Source organism: Marinobacter sp. LM1 (genome assembly GCF_042763285.1).
GTDB classification, from domain to species: Bacteria; Pseudomonadota; Gammaproteobacteria; order Pseudomonadales; family Oleiphilaceae; genus Marinobacter; species Marinobacter nauticus.
In genome coordinates, this window is record NZ_CP114373.1 from 500,210 (window position 1) to 520,040 (window position 19,831).

Sequence of the window (19,831 nt, forward strand, 5' to 3'; positions counted from 1 at the left end):
GCCCCGATGGTTGAATTAGGCGTTGGCCTTGCGGGCGATGCGATTCAGCAGCCGGGACGCTGCGAAAAAGCCGAAACTCGCGGTCACCGGACTGGCAGCACCAAAACCGGTGGCGCAGTCGAGCCGCACCGGGCCGTCGCTTGTCGGTTTCTGTTGACATACCTCGCCGTCCGGGGCGGGATAGGTCAGTTGTTCCAGAGAGTATACAGCTTCTACGCCGAAGCGCCGTTTCGGGTTTCGGGAAAAACCGTATTCCCGGCGCAACATATTACGGACCTTGGCCAATAATGGATCCTGTGTGGTTTTCGCCAGGTCTGCAACCTGGATCTGGGCCGGATCCATCTGGCCCCCGGCACCACCGGCACAGATGATCGGAATCTTGCGTCGCTGACAATGCGCAATCAACGCGGCTTTTGCCTTCACGCTGTCGATGGCATCCACCACGCCGGTCATGTCTTCTGTGATCAGCTCCCCGACGTTCTTCACCGTGAGAAAGCCGAAGTGCACCCGAATGTCCGCCTGGGGATTGATGGCCCGCAACCGCTCCGCCATGGCGTCGGTTTTGGTGCGACCATACTGGCCCTGCAGAGCATGCAGCTGCCGGTTGGTGTTGGAGACACAGATGTCGTCCATATCAATCAGGGTGATGGTGCCGATACCACTACGCGCCAGAGCTTCTGCCGCCCAGGAACCGACGCCGCCGAGACCGACAATGGCGATGTGAGCATGGCGGAAAGCATGCAGGGCCTTGCGGCCGTACAGACGCTCTATACCTCCGAAGCGGAGATGGTAGTCGTCGGTGTTTGCAGGATCTGATGCCATGGAGGCTTTCCGGTAGACAAAACGTTCAACGTGAATTCGGCGCAGATTGTACCGCAGCTGCCCTGTTGGCGGCCATGTGGGGCTGAAAACAAAAAGGCGGGCTCGACTGAGCCCGCCTGGTTTGACGCTTACAGTTTCTGAGAAGGTATCTATTTGGTCTCGGTCAGTATCACGAGTCCAAGTTCATCCGGGTCGCCCTCGGTCGGTGCCCAGCGCAGGGCAAAAAGGCCAATTGAGGCATCGGCATTGAAGAAACCATCCAGAGTTGTTGACCCCTCCGAGCTGCCGATTGTTATGGTTGTTGCGCCGTTGGCACCGATGCTGACAGTGGCCGCTTCGCTTTCAACGACATCTGTTGTCACCGAGACGTTGCCACCCAGGCTGACCTTCTCTACTTCGAGGAAGCTGCCATTGATCGTACCTTCGGTTTCGCTACCCATGGTCAGGAATGTATTGAACTTACTGCTGGAGAGCAGGAAGCGTTCCTGAGTATCGAGTTTCATGGAAATGAGCTGCAGTCGGTACTCCTTGCCTTCGACACTGGGAGCCGGACCTGAAGTCAGCTTGGTCATCAGCGTCATATCGAGCTCGGAGTAACTGCCAAGCACACCATCGCCACCTGACATGACAATGAAATCTCCAGCATCGTTAATAAAGCCATCGGCAGGCTCGCCACCAGCTTCTGTGATATCACCGGAGCTGTCGATCACAAAGGTGCCTGTGTCCTCTGGGTCCGTAAGTGGCGTGTAGCCGGGGCCACTTGCGGAAAGACTGATCTGGTGACCATGTCCTTCCATGACCGCTGCGTAGTTGAAGTTTCCATTGCCATCAAAGGTGATGGTGTTGACTTCGGTTTTCAGTCTCAGCTCGTCGGTTGTTATATCAGAAGCGATATAGACCCGGCCGAACTGACCTGACAGATCACTGTCCTGGAAGCTGGTTGGTTGTCTTGCAAAGATTTCAAAAGATCGGGAAATCTCGTCGCCCAGTTTTTGGTCCGGGTCAAGTGCATCAGGGACGCTGTCACCGTTGGTATCGATAACTGCATAACGCACACTGGCTTCATTGGGTTGCACGAAAAACAGACCTCGGTCACCGGCCTGAACCAGATTGTAGGTCACAGCAGGCCAACGCCAGCCATCTTCTTCGCCTATCTCCTCCTCAAACTCACCCTGGATAGCAAGGATGCCGGACTGCGTAAGAATGCCATCGAAGGTCTCGTTAACCTCCTCGAACTCGGATTCGTGATTGAGCCATTCGGCGCTGACCAGTGATGGGCCGCCCCGGCTTCCATAAAGATCATCCTCATCAGCCAGCGTAACATTCACGACGTTTTCGCCACCGTCTGCGAACTCAAATGTTGATGCCCACAAACTGTGGGCATAAGTACCCCAGCTGTTATTCTCAGAGTCGTGGAGCTCAAGCGCGAAGGCAGCACTGCGATAATTGCCAGCGATTGTGCCCGCATCGCCCAAACCACCGGCGGCCACTGCGACCTCGCTTTCAATGAAATCGCCAACTTCGTTTTCCAGGCTCTGGAACATAGCGTCAAGATTGGCGCCCGCAGCAAGATTGAACTCTTCAACTTTGCCGCTGAGCTTGACTACGTCTGTGACAACCAGTTGATCCAGATCCGCTCCGGTTTCGATGAATTTGCGGAGCACAAATTCTGAAACGGGACTGATATCCACTTCCTTTTCAACGACCTGTGCGCGTAATTCCTGATTGGGACCCTGAATACGAACGATCAGGTTGCCCGCGAGATTGACGCCCTGTGGGAGTGTGAGCGTGTAGTTGCCGGTGATGGAGGTACTGGTCGTTGCGAGCACATCACCGATCTGGTCACCTTCGTCATCTACCCGAATCAACTCAACCGTAGCGCCTTCAATGGGCTCCAGCCCGGTAATGGCTGCGGCAGCAGGTGCTACAACAAAATTCAGTGCAATTTCAAAGACACTCGGCTGCTCAAAGCTGGCCACTGCCCCTGCAGGGGCGGTTGCGGTGCCAGAAATAGTTTCCCCGGAAGTTGTTCCTCCGTCACTGCTGCTTCCACCACTGCTGCCTCCACACCCGGCAATACCAATAACTGAGGAGATGGCCGCCACTAGCGCCAGTTTTCTAAAACCATTCATAACAACTCCTTGATTCAATGAAATGCTCCGGTTCCCTGTGCGAACCCGGCTCTGCCCGAAGGCCCCCTGACAAAGGGTTATTGAGATATAGCAAGACGAACTGGCTGGCGCCCCACCCGTTTGGGGAGTGAGCGGCGGCGTTTTGTAGGTAATGTGTAACGGTTTCCGATTGGATTATTTCGGAGATCTACACTAATTTACGTAGTAAACAGCGATATAAGAGCTTGCCTGCCGTGCATTTCCCTGAAAGTGAAGACTTTTTTAGCCACGATTACCATGAGTTGATTGGCCTTATCTATGATGCGGTCACCTCGGAACACGGGTTCTTCCCGTTTCTGAATCGGTTCATCCAGATCTTTCATGGCCACAGCGCGTCGTTTGCCATCTACGACACCGCGGAAAACTCCCTGGTGGGTGCCTGGACCGTGAACATCCCCGATGAAGCCCTGCGCTTTTACTCTGAGCATGTTTCCCATCAGGATGTTCTGGTGGAGCGTGCGATGTCGGTGTACCACCAGGGGGAATGTCGTTTCGTAGCCAGCAACCTGGACCTTGGCCCCGATGTGAAACGCCTGCGTCGCGATACCCGGGCGGAAGAATGGCTGGAAAGCTATGGAGCCAGTGAAGCGGCGGGCGCGGTTGCCTACATGGAAGGGCATTACCTGAATTTTTTCGGAGTGCAGCGGTCGCCGGAACAGCCTGCGTTCAGTTATGAAGAGCTGACGGTGTTTGATGGCTTTCTGCCGCACCTCCATCGTGCTGTCGGTCTTTATACTCGGTTGATGCAGAAACGATGTGGTGATGCGGTTGAGCGATTGGTACTTGAACGTTTTAATCGAGGTATCATCATTTGTGATGCCTCTTTCCGGGTGGCGTTCCGCAATGCCAAAGCGGAAGAGATTCTGGCCGGAAACGGAGGTTTGCGTATCAATGATGAGGGCACACTGACGGCTCAGGGAAATGAAAGTGCGCGGCAGTTTGCCATCCTGCTGTCATCGGCGGTAGAGGCGTCAATTGCCCGGAGAGAGCTGGAGGATCAGGTTTTCAACCTGGAGCAGGGCGAACAGCGTATTACCCTGGTCGTCACGCCATTACTGGGTCGGACCAACGCCGACAGCACGGCTCGCGGTGCCCTGGTTACCCTGCATGACTGGAGTTGGAATCCGGAGGTCAATGAAGAGCTGCTGCGCAGCTTGTTTGACTTGACCGATGCTGAGGCTGCGGTGGCTTCTGAACTCCTCAATGGCCAGAGCCTGGCGGACATTGCACAGAGCTCGGGGCGGTCACGGGAAACGGTCAAATACCATCTCAACAGCATATTTCGTAAAACTCGCACACGTCGCCAGGGTGAGCTGGTGTCTTTGTTGTCTCGGGCCGGCGTGTCGGTTTGATTCCTTGCCATAAAAAAAGCCGCGCATAGCGCGGCTTCAAGAAGGTACCAGCCTCGCAAGGAGGCGGGTTGGACTAGTTCAGAGACACTAATCAACGTGACCATTATCAATTTCTGATCTGTCTTGATGAAGGTCACAAATTGCCATTTACCGGTCATTTCCGGCCAGGATTTTTGGCCTGACCGGAAGCTCTGCCGCTTAGGCCATCCACTGCTCATCTTCCAGGGCCATCAGGCTGTCTTTGCCGGACTGGATATCCCGTAGCAGCCAGTCCGCCTCAGGCATCAGTTTCTCGAAATAGAAACGGGCGGATGCCTGTTTGCTTTCCAGTAATGGCTTGTTGCCTTCGCCGGCTTCGAGCTGCTGGCCAGCCACGGCAGCCATGCGGGACCACAGATAGCCGATGACGGTCAGGGCCGTCAGCCGCAGATAAGGCGTTGCCGCAGCGCCAGCCTGCTCCGGGTCTTTCGGGGCATTCTGGGCCAGCCACAGAGTGGCCTGCTCAAGACCCTTGACGGCGCCTTTCAGTTCTTCCCGGTAGGGCGCATCAGGATTGTCTTTCAGGTAACCCGTCAGCTCGGCAAACAGGGCGCGTACCAGTTGCCCGCCCTTCAGCGACAGTTTGCGGCCCACCAGATCCATCGCCTGGATGCCGTTGGTGCCCTCGTAGATACGGGCGATACGGCCGTCGCGTACCAGTTGTTCCAGCGGCCAGTCCTGGGTGAAGCCGGAGCCACCCAGCACCTGCTGGCCCCAGTTGGCATTGTTGTAGCCCTCATCGGTCAGGAAGGCTTTGACTACCGGCGTCAGCAGTTGCACCAGATCATCGGCGTTTTCACGCACCTTTTCGTCCGGGTGTGCCACGGAGAGATCCAGCTGGTGGCCGGTAAACAGTGCCAGTGCACGCATGCCTTCGTTCAGCACTTTCTGGCGCATCAGCATGCGGCGTACATCCGGGTGCACAATGATCGGATCGGCCGGGCCGTCGGGATTCTTCGGGCCACTCAGGGAGCGGCTTTGCAGACGTTCCCTGGCGAATGCCAGGCTCTCCTGGTAAGCCATTTCCGCCAGACCCAGGCCCTGCATGCCCACCATCAGACGGGCTTCGTTCATCATGGTGAACATGGCGCTCATGCCCTTGTTGGGCTCGCCCACCAGCCAGCCCTTGGCGCCTTCGAAGTTCATGACGCAGGTGGCGGAACCCTTGATGCCCATCTTGTGCTCCAGGCCACCACAGAAGGCCGGGTTGCGCTCACCGGAGTCTGGCAGGAACTTGGGTACCACAAACAGGGAAATCCCTTTGGTGGTGTCTGGCGCGCCCGGCAACTTGGCCAGCACCAGATGGACAATGTTGTCCACCAGATCGTGCTCACCGCCGGTGATCCAGATTTTGGTGCCCTCAATGGCGTAGCTGCCATCATCATTCGGCGTGGCTTTGGTGCGAATCAGGCCCAGATCGGTGCCACAATGGGGCTCGGTCAGGCACATGGTGCCTGTCCATTCGCCGGAAATCAGTTTTTCCAGATATGTCTGCTTAAGCTCTTCCGAGCCGTGGGCATAGAGGGCGCTGATGGCACCATGCGTCAGGCCGGGGTACATGCCCAGCGACAGGTTGGTGGAGCACACCATCTCGTCCACCACGAATTTCAGCGTGTGCGGCAGGCCCTGGCCGCCAAACTCCAGGGGCGCGTCCAGCGCGGTCCAGCCACCTTCGACAAACTTCTGGTAGGCCTCTTTGAAGCCGTCTGGAGTCTTGACCAGTTTGGTTTCGGGGTCGTAGCTGCAGCCCTGACGGTCGCCAACCTGGTTGGTGGGCTGAATGACCTCTGCCGCCAGCTTGCCGGCCTCATCAATGACCGCGGAGATCAGGTCCGGTGTGGCATCGGCATATTTTTCCAGCTCGTGCAGCTTGTCTGCACCCAACACATCAAACAACAGAAAGCGAAGATCGTTCGCTGGTGCCTGGTATTGCATGGATACTCTCCTGTTTTGATTTGACGGTCTAAACGACCGCCGGATATCGTCGTTCTGATCTGGAAGCCTTTCTTCATACGGGCGTTTGAATTATTTGGTTTGCTTCAGGATGGCCCGAACGCATTGATTTTTCGTATCAACGACATGGGCTTGATTGATAATCGGGAGATCGGTGAATGACGACCGTTATTGCGGGGGTGTCCGGTGCCATCGGTGCGGCATTGGCCCGACGTTATCTGAGCAGCTATCCGGACCGGAGCCTGATTGGGCTGTGCCGGAGGCCGGAGACGGCGCCGGACGATTTGAAGAATCACTCTGGCGTGAGATTGATGGCCTGGGATGCAGAGGACGAGCAACGGCTTGATGTCGCCGAGTTCAAGGCTGTGCTGGAAGCTTCTGGTCCGGTTCAAACCGTTATTTATGCCGCAGGCCTGCTGCACGATGGCCAGATGTTTCCGGAGAAACGGTTGGAGGATATCGATGGCCGAAGCATGATGCGGAGCTACCAGGTGAACTGCTTCGGGTTTGTCTCGCTGATGCAGAGGCTGGCTCCGGTGCTGAGGGGAAAGCACTTCAAGCGTATTGCAGCGGTGTCTGCGAAAGTGGGGTCTATTTCGGACAACCAGTTAGGGGGCTGGTACGCCTATCGCGCCTCCAAGGCGGCGATGAATATGGTGGTGAAGAACCTTTCTATTGAATTGTCGAGGCGTTACGCGCCACTGGCATGCGTTTCCCTGCACCCGGGCACCACCTTGTCGTCGCTGAGCCAACCATTTCAGCAGTCGCTGGAGCAGTTAACGGTGCACGAGCCAGAGCAGACGGCAAGCAATCTGTTTTCGGTTCTGGAAAGCCTCGATGCCAGGGATAATGGGCGTTTTATCAGTTGGGATGGCAGTGATCTGCCATGGTAGCGAAGTCATGCTGCGGCGGTGCCGCAGCACACTGTTAACGCAGGAACGGATTGAGCAGACGGGTGAAGGCCCCGGTCAGCTTCAGGGGGGCGCTCAGCACTGACAGCGTAATGCAGTCTTCGCAACCGACGGCCACCGGACGATGTTCGTCCTGTTCGTTCAGAACCACAAAGTCCCACTGATTGAATACGCCCTTCTGGTCGGCAAATGCCCCTTGCAGCACAATCGTGGTTTCATCGCCACGGTGGGTATGGGCCGGCGCCTTGCCGCCCGCTACCAGTTTTTGCAGGACGACCCGCTCGTTCTGGCCGGGAAACTTGTCGGTAATGTCGAGCACACTCACGTCCGCAAGCTGACGTTTCCAGGGCAGCGCATTGATGTCATCCCCGAGCAGTTTCTGCAGAGGGCTCACCTTTGGCTGGGGAACCACCGGGGATGATGCTTGCGGGGAGCTATCGATACGCGCCATCAGTTGCTCAAAGCTCGAATCAGCCACCGTCACCTTCGGCTGGTGATCCATCATGACAGCGCCCAGGCTGTTCAGAGTATCGACCCGGCTACGGCAGTGGGGGCACTGCTCCAGATGCAGGCGGATGCACAGTGCATGGGGCTCGCTCAGGTTGCCCGCACTGTACTCCATCAGACTCAGGCTGTCGGGATGGTGCCGTGTCATACGTTTTGATCCTGCAAAATCACTTTCAGTTTGTTCAGTGCCAGGCGAACCCGGCTTTTCACGGTGCCGAGAGGAATGTTGAGCTCATCTGCCACCATCTGGTGGGATTTGTGCTCCATATATACCTTCGCGATTACGGTAATCTGCTCTTCCGGGAGCTGGCTCAGCGACTCCCGGATGCGCCGCTCGGACATCAGGCGATGCAGGGAGGTGACTGGTTCGTCTTCGTTATCACCCGGGATCTGCCAGAGATCCTCGGTTTCCACCGCCATCTCAGCACTGGTGCGCTGCATTTTGCGCAGCATATCAATGCGCTGGTTCCGGGCAATGGTGAAAATCCAGGTGGATGCCGCCGCCTTGCGCCAGTCGTAAAGACAGGATCGGCGCCAGATAGAGACGAAGACTTCCTGCACCAGCTCTTCCGCGTGGCTGGCCAGCCCGTTCGAAATTGCGTAGTACTTGATCTGCGGGGCAAAGTGCTCGAACAAAGCATGATAAGCCGCCCGATCCTGATGCTTGCCGACTTTTTCCAACAAAACACCCCAGGGGTCTTTGCGCCCTTCGGTTTTCGTTGGTTGCTGCTCCAGTGTTGTCACCGGGCGCTCCTTGACAGTTATCGTATTTGAGCTGGCTATGGTCATCATTCTATGCACTCGTCACAGATTTGTCAGTGAGAGTGTTTACGCAATGGATTACCGGGTGGATTCATGGATTCCGAAAAAATTGTCGGGATGGCCAGAAGGCCGGAAGAACTGCGTCACCGGGGTTATTGCCGGTTGCCCCGGCAGGGGCTAGTCTGATCGGTAAAACAACGATCAAAAATTCCAGACCATGAACGCAACGCTCTCCAGTGGCTCTTTGCCCGTTATGCGGGTGCATTACGCTGAAATTCTCTGCCAATTGGCAGAGGAGCGTGGGGTGCGTCGTTCGGAACTCGTGTCAGTGGCCGGTATTCGAAACAGCCAGCTCAGTCATCCCGACAATTTCATTACGCTCGATCAGTTCACGGCGTTATGCCAGCAGGCACTGACCCGCTGTGGTGATGAATGCCTGGGGCTGGAATACGGCAAACGTCTGAAGTTCACCGCGCACGGAGCCCTGTCCCAGGCTGCCATCAGTTGCGACACCCTGGAGCAGGCGCTGGCGGTGTTGATCAAATATTTCCGGATCCGGTTCGCCTATATGTCGCTGGCGTTCTTCGTCGAGGATGAGGATGCAGTGATTCAACTGGAAATTCACCACGACACCGAGAAGCTTCATCGGTTTAATATTGAAGTGGTGATGGCCACCCTGATGGACGTGAATTACCTGTTATTCGGCACTCAGTTACTGGATGGCGGGCGGTGCCTGGTGGATTACCCTCGCCCCGAGGATGTTGAGCGCTACCAGTATCTGTTCGGCGGCAAGGTCACGTTCTCGGCGGGAGTAAACCAGTTGCGCTTTCGCAAGTCGTTTCTGGGGTTACCGATGTCACTGTCCAATCCGGTTGCCCGCCGGGTGGCAGAAGCCCAGTGCGAGGAAGAAATGCGCCAGATGGAAGCTTCTGCCTCGGTGAGCGATCGGGTCTTGCGTTTGCTGGAGTCTGCCCGGGATGGGCGTTTGCCCGGCCTCGAGGATGTGGCGCAGCAAATGGGGGTGTCGCCACGAACGCTTCGGCGGCAGCTCTCCGCCGAGGGTGGCGGGTTTCATGGTCTTCAGGAGAGTGTGCGACATCAGCGGGCCCGGGAGCTGCTGTTGCGCCATTCGGCGATGAGCATTGACGAGATCGCCGAGCATCTGGGTTACAGCGACCCGTCCAATTTTGGCCGGGCCTTTCGCAAGTGGGAAGGAGTCTCGCCCTCGGCCTGGCGCCGGGACAATCAGACCTGATCACGCCTTTTCGTCCGTCCTGACGATTTATCCTTCCTCCAGGTAGGTATAGCCCTCAAGCCCGGAGGACAGCTCGGCCAGCAGCGTTTGCTGCAGCTCTGCAGCCAGGCCGCTGTGCCGGAACTTCTGCCGGTAGGCCTCAAGCAGGTTGGCGGGCTCGAAATTCACATAACGCAGTACTTTCGCCACGGTGTCCCCGGTAATGGGTTCCCCCACCTGATATTGCCCCTGTTGGTCCAGCTTCACGTCCACCGAGTGGGTATCCCCGAACAGGTTGTGCATATCGCCAAGGATTTCCTGATAGGCGCCGGTCATGAAGAAGCCCATCAGCAAAGGGGACTCCGGGTCGTGTTCGGGCAGTGGCAAGGTGGTTTCGATGCCCTGGCCGTCCACGTACTGATCAATCCGGCCGTCCGAGTCACAGGTGATATCCTGGATCACGGCCCGCCGGTTCAGTGACCGGTTAAGCCCGTTGATCGGCATCACCGGGAAAATCTGATCGATGCCCCAGACATCGGGCAGGGACTGGAACAGGGAAAAGTTCACGAACAGTTTCTCCGCAAGCTTCTCGTTCAGCTCGTCGATGATTTCCCGGTGCGCCCGGTTGGCGCTGTCCAGCTCGGCCCGGAGCATCCGGCAGCAGCGCACGTACAGGGTTTCGGCCTGGGCCCGCTCCTGCAGGGACAGCAAACCGTGGGCAAACTGGGCGTGGACATCGGCCATGGCGTGCAGGATGTCGTGATAGATTTCCGCCAGTGAGCGGGGCGAGCCTTCATCCTGAAGACTTTCCAGGTCTCGCCAGAGATCCTGCAGCGGCGCGGGGGCCTCAGCAGCGGGTTCCGTAGGCTCGCGGTTGTCCGGGTATTCGCGGTCAATCACATTGGTGACCAGTACCGAATGATGGGCGGTGAGCGCCCGGCCGGATTCACTGATCAGGTCCGGGTGCGGGATACCCTGGCGGTCACACTCGGACTGCAGCACGTGCACCACGTTGTAGGCGTATTCGAATACGCTGTAGTTCATGGAGCAGCTACTGCGGGAACGGGTTCCTTCGTAGTCGACACCCAGGCCGCCGCCGATATCGACGGTACCGATGGGGGCGCCCATAGCGTGCAGTTCCGTGTAGAAGCGAGCGCACTCACGCAAGCCGGTCTGGATGTCCCGGATATTGGCAATCTGTGAGCCCAGATGGAAATGCAGCAGTTGCAGGGTGCCCAGGGCTCCGGCCTGTTTCAGGGTATCCACCACATCCAGCACCTGGCTGGCAGACAGACCGAACTTGGACTTCTCGCCCCCGGTATTCTGCCAGTTGCCCTTGCCAATAGTCGCCAGCCGGGCTCGCACGCCAATCAGCGGGGAAATGCCCAGCTTTTTTGCTTCTTCCAGAATCAGTGGCAGTTCCGACTGCTTTTCCACCACGATAAACACCCGGTGACCCAGTTTCTGGCCGATCAGTGCCAGGCGGATGTACTCCCGGTCCTTGTAGCCGTTGCAGACAATCACCGAACCGGCCTGCTTTGCCAGCGCCAGTACGGCCATCAACTCCGGTTTGCTGCCGGCTTCAAGGCCCACCTGGTTGGCCGAGGCGGCCGGTTCGGCTGACAGCAGTTCTTCCACCACCCGGCGCTGCTGGTTTACCTTGATGGGGTAAACCGCCGTATAGCGGCCCCGGTAGCCCTGCTCCTGAGTGACTTTGTTGAAGGCATTGCAGAGCTTGTTGACCCGGTCATGCAGGATATCGGTAAAGCGAATCAGAACCGGCAGGGGCACACCGGCTTCGGCCAGCGAACGAGTCAGCGCCGGCAGGTTGATGCGGGCGTCGCTTCTGCCCCGGTCCGGGCAGATTTCAACCTCGCCCTGACCGTTGACTGAAATGTATCCGTCACTCCAGTGAGCGATGTTGTAGACCTTGTGGGCTGGTGATGCAGCGGTTTCAGCCATTGTTGCTATCCTGTCAGGAAACCCGGGGCGGCCGGCGGGCCGGTAACAGGCTGCATTGTAGGAGCTGACCACTGCACCTACAATACGCCCCTTTCAGATGCCCCGGCACATTGCAGCGGCACACAGTGGGAGACAGACATGACCGCATTGAACGAAGGCTGGTTCACCGAGGTATTTCAGGACCAGGGCACCGCTTTTTCCCTGCAGGTAAAGCGCAAGCTCCATGAAGAGCAGACGCCATTTCAGAAACTCGAAATCTATGAAACCGAAACCTTCGGCAACCTGATGGTTCTGGACGGCTGTGTGATGCTGACCACCAGGGACAATTTCCTGTACCACGAAATGATGACCCATCCTGCGCTGTTCACCCACAAGGACCCGAAAAAAGTGGTCATCGTCGGTGGTGGCGACTGCGGCACCCTGAAAGAAGTGCTGAAACACCCTGGAGTGCAGGAAGCCTGGCAGGTGGAGATCGATGAGCGGGTAACCCGCATGTCTGAGAAGTATTTTCCAGAACTGTGCGAAGCTAATGGCGACCCCCGTGCCAACTTCTTTTTCGGTGATGGCATCCAGTGGATGCGTGATATCGAGCCGAACAGCATTGATGTGCTGATTATCGACAGTACCGACCCGGTGGGTCCTGCGGAAGGCCTGTTCGCACTGGATTTCTATCGCGATGCCATGTTGGCCCTGAGGGAGGGCGGTATCATCGTGCAGCAGAGCGAATCCCCCCTGCTGCACACCAATACCATCATCAAGGACATTCACGATGACATGCACAAAGCCGGTTTTGGCCATGTGCAGACATTGCCATTCCCCCAGCCGGTATACCCCACGGGCTGGTGGAGCTGCACCATGGGCAGCAAGGAAAACCCGCTGAAGTATTTCCGCGAGGAAGATGCCAACAACCGCCCCTTTGTCACCCGTTACTATAATGCCGGGGTGCACCACGGTGCCTTGGCCATGCCGCAGTTTATGGTGGATGCGCTGGAAGATGAGGTTCGCCCGGAAGAGGGTTGAACCAGAGCTTAAAGAAAAAGGGCGCCACAAGGGCGCCCTTTTTTATTCCGGTAGGTAGCGGTGTTACTGCTTGCCGCTGACAAACTCCGGATAGGCTTCCATACCGCATTCGGAGAGGTCGACACCTTCGTACTCTTCCTCTTCGGTCACACGGATGCCCATGACAGCCTTCAGGATACCCCAGACGACCAGACTGGCTACGAATACCCAGATAAAAATGGTCAGGGCGCCGATGATCTGGCCGCTGAAGCTCACATCGCCGTTGGTAACCGGTACCAGTAGCAGGCCCAGCAGACCACAGACACCGTGGGCAGAGATGGCGCCGACCGGATCGTCGATGCGCAGCTTGTCCAGAGTGACGATGCTCAGTACCACCAGGATGCCGCCCAGGGCGCCCCAGATAGTGGCTGTCAGCGCGCTCGGGGTGGATGGCTCGGCGGTGATTACCACCAGACCGGCGATCGCACCGTTCAGCAGCATGGTCAGGTCAGCCTTGCCAAACATCAGGCGAGCGGTGATCAGGGCGGCAATAGCGCCACCGGCAGCGGCTGCGTTGGTGTTCAGGAACACCATGGCCACGGAGTTGGCACTGGCTACGTCGCCGAGTTTCAGTACAGAACCACCGTTGAAACCGAACCAGCCCATCCACAGGATGAAGGTACCCAGAGCGGCCAGTGGCATGTTGGCGCCCGGGAAGGCACGGATTTCACCGTTGGGGCCGTATTTGCCTTTACGCGGGCCAAGCAGCAGTACACCAGCCAGGGCCGCAGCGGCACCTGCCATGTGTACGATGCCGGAGCCGGCGAAGTCACTGAAGCCAAGATCACCGAGGTTGTACATACCGAACACATCGGCGCCACCCCAGGTCCACGCGCCTTCCAGCGGGTAGATAAAGCCAGTCATGAAGACGGCGAATACCAGGAACGCCCACAGCTTCATGCGCTCAGCAACGGCGCCGGACACGATGGACATCGCGGTGGCCACGAACACGACCTGGAAGAAGAAGTCAGAGGCCGCCGAGTAGATGGAGCCGCCGGTGAAGCCGTCTTCACGGGTGGCGAAGTCACCCAGTACGCCGTCCACGTCCACATCGGCGATGCCGGAGAGGAAGACGTTACCGCCGTACATGATGGCGTAACCGCACACCAGGTACATGGTGCAGGCCACGGCAAAGAGCGCGACGTTCTTGGTCAGGATTTCGGTGGTGTTTTTAGCACGCACCAGGCCGGACTCGAGCATGGCAAAGCCTGCGGCCATCCACATGACTAATGCGCCACACACGAGGAAATAAAAGGTATCTATTGCATACTGCAGGTGAAAGAGATTGCTTTCCATAGGAAGCCCTCCGCACAAGGCTCTTCAGGTTATAAGTTTTTGCGTTGGCTGGGTGTCAGTTCTGGATCAGACCGCTTCTTCGCCGGTTTCGCCTGTCCGGATCCGGATAGCCTGTTCCAGTTCAGTCACGAATATTTTGCCGTCGCCGATCTTGCCGGTGTTGGCTGCCTTGGTGATGGCTTCGATGACCTGGTCCAGCAGGTTGTCGCCAATGGCGATCTCCACTTTGACCTTGGGCAGGAAATCCACCACGTATTCCGCGCCACGATAGAGCTCTGTGTGGCCTTTCTGCCGACCGAAGCCTTTGACTTCAGTGACGGTTACGCCTTGTACGCCAATCTCGGATAGTGCCTCACGGACATCATCCAATTTGAAAGGCTTGATGATCGCTGTCACAAGTTTCATTGCTTTCTCCTTGGTAAAGCCGTCCCAACAGTGAGGGCCCGTCGGCCGGTTGTTGAGTTCGGGATGCTGCCACCTCGCACATCAATTGTGCGGATTGCGTACGAGGGCTTTAGCATCGGGTATGCCAACGCAAAAAATATGTTTTAAAACAAACTCTTAATTATTGTCTGTGCCGAAATGGCGCAGCTTGATGCACCGTTGTGGTGCATTGTGCCTGCGATTGTCTCAAAACAGCGCAGTCGGGCCATCGGCCGCGGCCATTATAATGCCGACCGGGTACAGTATGGCAGGGGGTAGGGTGTGATACACTCCCGCAAACACCCCGGCGACACGGAAAATAGTCTGATATCGCCGAAAAACCGATTCGAGAGGTGATTGATGAAAGGGCCCCAGGAAATTTTTTCTCAGTTGCAGGGTCAGTTTGGCCAGTTTGTTCCCGATATGGCGCGGGCAGCACGGGAAGATTTTGAAACCCAGGCCCGGGCCACGGTGATGTCGGTTCTGTCCCGGCTGGAGCTGGTGACCCGGGAAGAATTTGATGCCCAGCAGGCGGTCCTGATGAAAACCCGTGAAAAGGTTGAGGCCCTGGAAAAACGTGTTGCCGAACTGGAGCAACGCCAGAGTTCCTGATGGTTTGCCCGGGCGGCAGGGTCGCTGCCCGCAACGACTGATTGTTCTGTGCCATGGAAGGTTGTCATGCTCGCTATTGTCCATTCGCGCGCCAGCATTGGCGTGTCTGCTCCCCCGGTTACCGTTGAGGTGCACCTGTCTGGTGGCCTGCCGGCATTATCCATAGTCGGGCTGCCGGAAACCGGAGTGAGGGAAAGCAAGGATCGGGTTCGCAGTGCACTGCTGAATGCCGGTTTCGAATTCCCCGCCCGTAGAATCACCATCAACCTCGCGCCTGCTGACCTGCCCAAAGAAGGTGGCCGTTTTGATTTGCCCATTGCCCTGGGCATCCTGGCCGCCTCCGGCCAGATTCCCCCCGAAAGCCTCGAAAGCCACGAGTTTCTCGGAGAACTGTCCCTGGATGGTGCGCTTCGGCCCCTCAAGGGGATATTGCCCGCGGTACTGGCGGCTCGCGAAGCAGGCCGTTCGCTGTTGCTACCTCAGGACAACGCCGAGGAAGCTGCCCTTGCCAGCCGTGATGATGTGCTTGCCGCGAGCCATCTGCTGACAGTGTGTGAGCATCTGACGGGCCGTGCCAGGCTGGTTCCTGTTCCTCGATCTGAAACGCCGGGAGACGGTTCCGCAGCGGTGTCTGTGGCCGATCTCTCAGAGGTGCGAGGCCAGCAAGTGCCCCGTCGGGCGCTGGAGGTGGCCGCAGCTGGCGGTCACAATCTGCTGTTTTTCGGCCCGCCAGGAACCGGTAAAAGTATGCTGGCGAGCCGGTTACCGGGCATTCTGCCAGGTTTGCCAGATGAGGCAGCCATGGAGGTGGCCAGCGTGCATTCCGTTGCTGGCCAGCCGCTAAAGCCAGGTGGCTGGCGTCAGCCACCATTCAGGGCGCCTCATCACACGGCGTCTGCAGTGGCGCTGGTGGGCGGTGGCTGTCATTTCTTTTAATAGGTGAGACGGTTTTAAAATAGGTGAGACAGAGGTATGGTGCCTAACTGGTGTCGTATCTGGGGACATCTCAGATCGATAGATAGAAGCTTATACCTGTTGTCTGTGCCTGATGAAAAACAAGCTGAATTTCCCTGTTAAAGCCGCAGAAAGCCCCGTAAATCTTAGTGAGCAGTTTTCGAGCAGTCACGCCGCGTTCGTTGTGTGGTGGTATGGAGGGGTCACAAAAAATGATGATTTTAATCAACCGAAAGTTATCTTGGTTCTGCGTGAGTTTCTGGCAGATAATAGGTTGGGTGAATATTTCACGCGGTCTGTGCCAATAACTCTATTAGGACAAGCTAGGATTGGGACTATATGGAAGAATGGCTGCTGTATTGGTGAAGTGGATTTTGAAACAGCAGAGTTTGAAGTAAGCTTTGATAGGGATGGATGGCACCATGTATCCTTTTACGACTACTACCATGGAATTTGCGACGCTCCATATCCCCTCCATGTTTATCCATTAAAGTACACAAAAGACAAGAACTATTTTATTAAGTTAAAAGATGGAGAAAAACGAACTCTTCTGGTTCCGTGCCTAGAATTCTTTTCCCGGTGTTATGGATCCTCCCAAGAAATAAAGAGGATATTGGCAAAGCACCTGTTTAGAGATTGGGATGACCCATACAATTATATGCTCTCAAACTTTTTGGAGTCTGAATCAGATGGTGTTTGGAATATTTCAATAAAGGGGAATTCAAAGCTTGTAGAGGCAGATGCTAGGTTTTTGGCGTGGCTAAAATATAATAAGTACGCCAAGGTATCAGCAAAAGACATTTATGCGCAAATGGATTTGGCTATCGAAGGTATATCCGTGTCTGGAAAGTATCCACTGGTTCATCTTAAAGTACGGCCATGGCACGAGCAAAGGGCCCGAATCCGGGTTCAAGGGATTTCATTCGATAGTGGTCGTTCGTTCTTGGCATTGAATATTTTGGGATGTAGTCCACCTGCAGGCCCGGAAATTAAACTTCATAGGTTGATAAGGGGTTCTGGAGCGAAAGCGACAGAGAGCGCTGAGACAATACCTGCATCTTATCCTGGCCGAGGAAAGCGTGACCTGCCCTCCGGAAAACTTCCTGTAACGAGCCGCCAGAATCCTGACCGATCAGGACCGAGGAAGGCGGTTGAGGATCCAGAATTTGTTGAGCTGGCTCACCCAGATGTTGATGTTTCACCTATAGGCCAGGAAAAAGTTAATCATAGCTCAGGCGCTGGTAATAATGTTTTTCAACATGGTGAGAGCTTTGCGGACCGGTATTCGAGCGATGATCGGTTCGGAAATGATAAAGGCGTGGGGGAGGTGTTTTTTGAGGCACCACTGAAGCTCCAATCAAAGGGGATGCTAAGAGATATGTGGGATGCCTTCTGCTACCTGAGGAGTGAATTCCCACACAAAATATTAAAGGTCGAATGGTTTACTTTTCGTAAAGGATTTTGTGGTGATAAGGAGCCAGAGTTGATAGCTTTGGAGCCGTTTGATTACTCTGATGACGTCCCTGCCGGAGTCCGAGGCTGGCCCTACCTTTACTCCGGATCCTCTCGAACTCGCGGTGCGTTAGTTGTAAAAATAACTACGCTTGATGATCCGATATATGTGGTTGAGATTGAACGCCGTTTGGTTAGAAAAAGATGTGATAGCGGAGGATATGGGGAGATAAGCATGAGTGGTTTATGCTTTTCTGTGAGGAAGAGAAGTGAGTTTGAAGATGTTCTGGCGCGATTACTCTCAGATGTTCGATATAAGGGTGACGATAGAAAGGGTAAAGAAAAAAAGGATGTTATAGCTGGGTATCCTGAAGATGTTGAGTGGTTTTCGCATAAGAAGTCGAAAAATAAGAAGGTCGTCCAAGAAGCTGCAGCCAAGAATGCTTTACGAAAGATGGGTTTGACTTTGTGAATTCACGAAGGAAGAGCCAGTTTCCCAATTTCCCGATTGGCAAGATGTGGAGAAGCACTTGGTAAAAATGAAAGGGGCGAATTTTCTGATCGAGTTTCAGAATTTCAATTGGCATTTAAACAATCTCGGGATTAATAGAGAATAGCCATCAGAAGAGATGTTAGTTCCGGTCGGCAGTCATGGGCTGAACGGCAGAGTAGTCGCTGTTATTCAATACGCTAGCTGTACCATAGACAATTTATATGCTAGCGTAAAGTTGGGTCGAGAGAATCCAGTTCTCTCGATCAAGTCCGACATTGGATGTCAGGCACATGCGACACCTGCTCAGTGGTGTGACGGTCAGGGAGAGGCTTGGCATCCTTCGCCTCCCCCGCCGCTCCGTCTTAATTCACCGATTCTGATACTCCGAGATTTCCTGCTTCAGGCTGGCGTACCACCCCAACAGATCATCCTCGGTCACTTCGCCCTTCGTTTGCTCCCGTGCTTTTTGTCGCTCGAGCTCGGCTCGCTGTTCGGCATACACATGGTGCAGAGCCTCAACGGAAATGTTGCAACCCTCATGATCGTTGAGCTGACTTCGAAGGGCTTTGAATGCTCCGGGGCTGACGGGATTGTTGAGTTTGCGTTTAATGTCTTTGGGACGAATACCGAACACCTGCCCCCAGTGGTCAACTGCCTGCTGCCAGGCTTGGGATAAGGTGCAATCCCCGGTGATGTAGAAGCGCACTGGCCGCCCCGGCTCGTTTACCGAGAAATAACAGTGCTCCTGATCCACCCGGTCACCGGTGGTGATCCCCATCGTGATGCCACGAAACCCAACGCCACGCCCCGGGCGCGTGTTTGGATGGTTTGTTTTCAAGGCATCAATGTACTGCAAAGCCGCAGCGCGGGCAGACCACCGAGCATCGTAATAGCGTGCCCGGGTTTCCTGGTAGCGATACCAGACCTTGGCGGGAATCGTCGGTTTTGGCGGTCTCAAGCTGAGGTATTTTTGATAGCGCTTTCCTCTGAGTGTCGCTGTCACGTGCCAGCCATAAAAACCCGATGAAAGCCGGCCCTTCGCATAAAAATGGATGGCCATAAGTGAGTATTGGTCTCCGTTGTTGTTAATAGAAAAAAGCGTCTCAAGCGTCCAAATTTGGACGATCCGAACGGACCCAGTATTCTGTGTCCCGTTCGGCGCTCAACGCCTGTGCTGACGCTTACTTGTCGACTTGAAAGGAATCCAAACGCCATGCGACTGAGGATCGGCGCTCTTGCCGTTATTTTACTACTGACCAGTACGCCCCTGACTGCGGAACTGATCAAAAAATCCAACAGTGGCCTTTGCCACCCGCCCCAGAGCGCCTGGTACGATCGCACCCAATCCTACACCGGCTTCGACTCACTGCAAGACTGCCTTGATTCCGGTGGCCGACTGCCTAGCGGCATCAGCCTTGATAGCCATAGCTCAGATCGCACCGAGACAGGCGGTAAGGCTGACTATCAACGAAGCGCCTTTGGCCACGGTTGGGACGATACTGATGGCGACTGTCAGGATGCCCGTGCCGAGGCGCTGATTGAAACCTCGACGGTCCAACCGGTTCAGTTTGCCAGTGCCGATCGCTGCCGGGTCACACGAGGTCGTTGGATCAGTCCCTTTACCGGCAAGGTCATTCAAAACGCCTCAGATATCGACGTTGATCATGTGGTTCCGCTGGCCTGGGCCTGGGAGCACGGCGCTTCGCAGTGGAGCGACGAGAAGCGTGAGCGGTTTGCCAATGATTTAACCCACCTGTGGCCCGTCGAACTCGGTCTCAATCGCAGCATTAGTGGAATAGAAAAAATATCCTAAAAAGCATCAAAAACCT

The 19,831-nt window shown here is 55.9% G+C and carries 16 protein-coding genes and 1 pseudogene; 8 read left to right on the top strand and 9 right to left on the bottom strand.

The annotated features are described in order from the left end of the window. Positions 1-15 precede the first annotated feature (15 nt). Both tcdA and OZ656_RS02255 read right to left on the bottom strand, forming a co-directional pair. On the bottom strand, positions 16-822 hold the full coding sequence (gene tcdA / locus OZ656_RS02250) for a tRNA cyclic N6-threonylcarbamoyladenosine(37) synthase TcdA (RefSeq protein WP_278350081.1): 807 nt from the start codon (positions 820-822) through the stop codon (positions 16-18). A gap of 149 nt (positions 823-971) precedes the next feature. After that, complete coding sequence (locus OZ656_RS02255; RefSeq protein ID WP_153740808.1) at positions 972-2,954, bottom strand: hypothetical protein; 1,983 nt, start codon at positions 2,952-2,954, stop codon at positions 972-974. Between the two features lie 233 nt (positions 2,955-3,187). On the opposite strand from OZ656_RS02255, the gene OZ656_RS02260 reads away from it, so the two are divergent. Beyond that, positions 3,188-4,345: a helix-turn-helix transcriptional regulator gene (locus OZ656_RS02260; RefSeq protein WP_153740807.1), complete on the top strand. Its 1,158-nt coding sequence runs from the start codon at positions 3,188-3,190 to the stop codon at positions 4,343-4,345. Between the two features lie 198 nt (positions 4,346-4,543). Here OZ656_RS02260 and OZ656_RS02265 read toward each other — a convergent pair whose 3' ends face one another. Next, the gene (locus OZ656_RS02265) at positions 4,544-6,319 is read right to left on the bottom strand and encodes an acyl-CoA dehydrogenase C-terminal domain-containing protein (protein ID WP_278350082.1); all 1,776 of its coding nucleotides are present in this window, start codon (positions 6,317-6,319) and stop codon (positions 4,544-4,546) included. 176 nt (positions 6,320-6,495) lie between these two features. Here OZ656_RS02265 and OZ656_RS02270 point away from each other — a divergent pair, with 176 nt between their 5' ends. Further along, positions 6,496-7,230: an SDR family NAD(P)-dependent oxidoreductase gene (locus OZ656_RS02270; protein WP_153740805.1), complete on the top strand. Its 735-nt coding sequence runs from the start codon at positions 6,496-6,498 to the stop codon at positions 7,228-7,230. Positions 7,231-7,264: 34 nt separating this feature from the next. Here OZ656_RS02270 and OZ656_RS02275 read toward each other — a convergent pair whose 3' ends face one another. Then, a complete protein-coding gene (locus tag OZ656_RS02275) occupies positions 7,265-7,903 on the bottom strand; it encodes a ChrR family anti-sigma-E factor (RefSeq protein ID WP_153740804.1) in 639 nt (212 codons plus the stop codon). Beyond that, a complete protein-coding gene (locus OZ656_RS02280; RefSeq protein WP_014420382.1) occupies positions 7,900-8,499 on the bottom strand; it encodes a sigma-70 family RNA polymerase sigma factor in 600 nt (199 codons plus the stop codon). The genes OZ656_RS02275 and OZ656_RS02280 overlap by 4 nt, the downstream gene beginning before the upstream one ends. Before the next feature lie 235 nt (positions 8,500-8,734). On the opposite strand from OZ656_RS02280, the gene OZ656_RS02285 reads away from it, so the two are divergent. Beyond that, positions 8,735-9,772: an AraC family transcriptional regulator gene (locus OZ656_RS02285; protein WP_278350083.1), complete on the top strand. Its 1,038-nt coding sequence runs from the start codon at positions 8,735-8,737 to the stop codon at positions 9,770-9,772. Positions 9,773-9,799: 27 nt separating this feature from the next. On the opposite strand, the gene speA is transcribed toward OZ656_RS02285, so the two are convergent. Then, the gene (speA, locus tag OZ656_RS02290) at positions 9,800-11,713 is read right to left on the bottom strand and encodes a biosynthetic arginine decarboxylase (RefSeq protein WP_278350084.1); all 1,914 of its coding nucleotides are present in this window, start codon (positions 11,711-11,713) and stop codon (positions 9,800-9,802) included. Positions 11,714-11,851: 138 nt separating this feature from the next. Between speA and speE the strand changes: the two genes are divergently transcribed. Further along, positions 11,852-12,733 (top strand): polyamine aminopropyltransferase, encoded by an 882-nt coding sequence (gene speE, locus OZ656_RS02295; RefSeq protein ID WP_011784066.1) that lies wholly within the window; start codon positions 11,852-11,854, stop codon positions 12,731-12,733. Between the two features lie 63 nt (positions 12,734-12,796). Here the strand turns inward: speE and OZ656_RS02300 are convergent, their stop codons facing one another. Then, positions 12,797-14,068, bottom strand: a complete 1,272-nt coding sequence (locus OZ656_RS02300) for an ammonium transporter (protein WP_011784067.1) — start codon at positions 14,066-14,068, stop codon at positions 12,797-12,799. A 66-nt stretch (positions 14,069-14,134) separates the two neighbouring features. Next, on the bottom strand, positions 14,135-14,473 hold the full coding sequence (glnK, locus tag OZ656_RS02305; protein ID WP_011784068.1) for a P-II family nitrogen regulator: 339 nt from the start codon (positions 14,471-14,473) through the stop codon (positions 14,135-14,137). 378 nt (positions 14,474-14,851) lie between these two features. Between glnK and OZ656_RS02310 the strand changes: the two genes are divergently transcribed. From OZ656_RS02310 to OZ656_RS02320, 3 genes and pseudogenes are all read left to right on the top strand, one after another. Further along, the gene (locus OZ656_RS02310) at positions 14,852-15,103 is read left to right on the top strand and encodes an accessory factor UbiK family protein (protein WP_011784069.1); all 252 of its coding nucleotides are present in this window, start codon (positions 14,852-14,854) and stop codon (positions 15,101-15,103) included. A 66-nt stretch (positions 15,104-15,169) separates the two neighbouring features. Continuing rightward, positions 15,170-16,024: pseudogene (locus OZ656_RS02315) on the top strand (YifB family Mg chelatase-like AAA ATPase); the annotation flags it as partial. A 127-nt stretch (positions 16,025-16,151) separates the two neighbouring features. Next, positions 16,152-17,981: a hypothetical protein gene (locus OZ656_RS02320; protein WP_278350085.1), complete on the top strand. Its 1,830-nt coding sequence runs from the start codon at positions 16,152-16,154 to the stop codon at positions 17,979-17,981. Between the two features lie 388 nt (positions 17,982-18,369). Here OZ656_RS02320 and OZ656_RS02325 read toward each other — a convergent pair whose 3' ends face one another. Then, positions 18,370-18,960, bottom strand: a complete 591-nt coding sequence (locus OZ656_RS02325) for a hypothetical protein (protein WP_278350086.1) — start codon at positions 18,958-18,960, stop codon at positions 18,370-18,372. 255 nt (positions 18,961-19,215) lie between these two features. Here OZ656_RS02325 and OZ656_RS02330 point away from each other — a divergent pair, with 255 nt between their 5' ends. Further along, the gene (locus tag OZ656_RS02330; RefSeq protein ID WP_278350087.1) at positions 19,216-19,815 is read left to right on the top strand and encodes an HNH endonuclease family protein; all 600 of its coding nucleotides are present in this window, start codon (positions 19,216-19,218) and stop codon (positions 19,813-19,815) included. Positions 19,816-19,831: the final 16 nt, after the last annotated feature.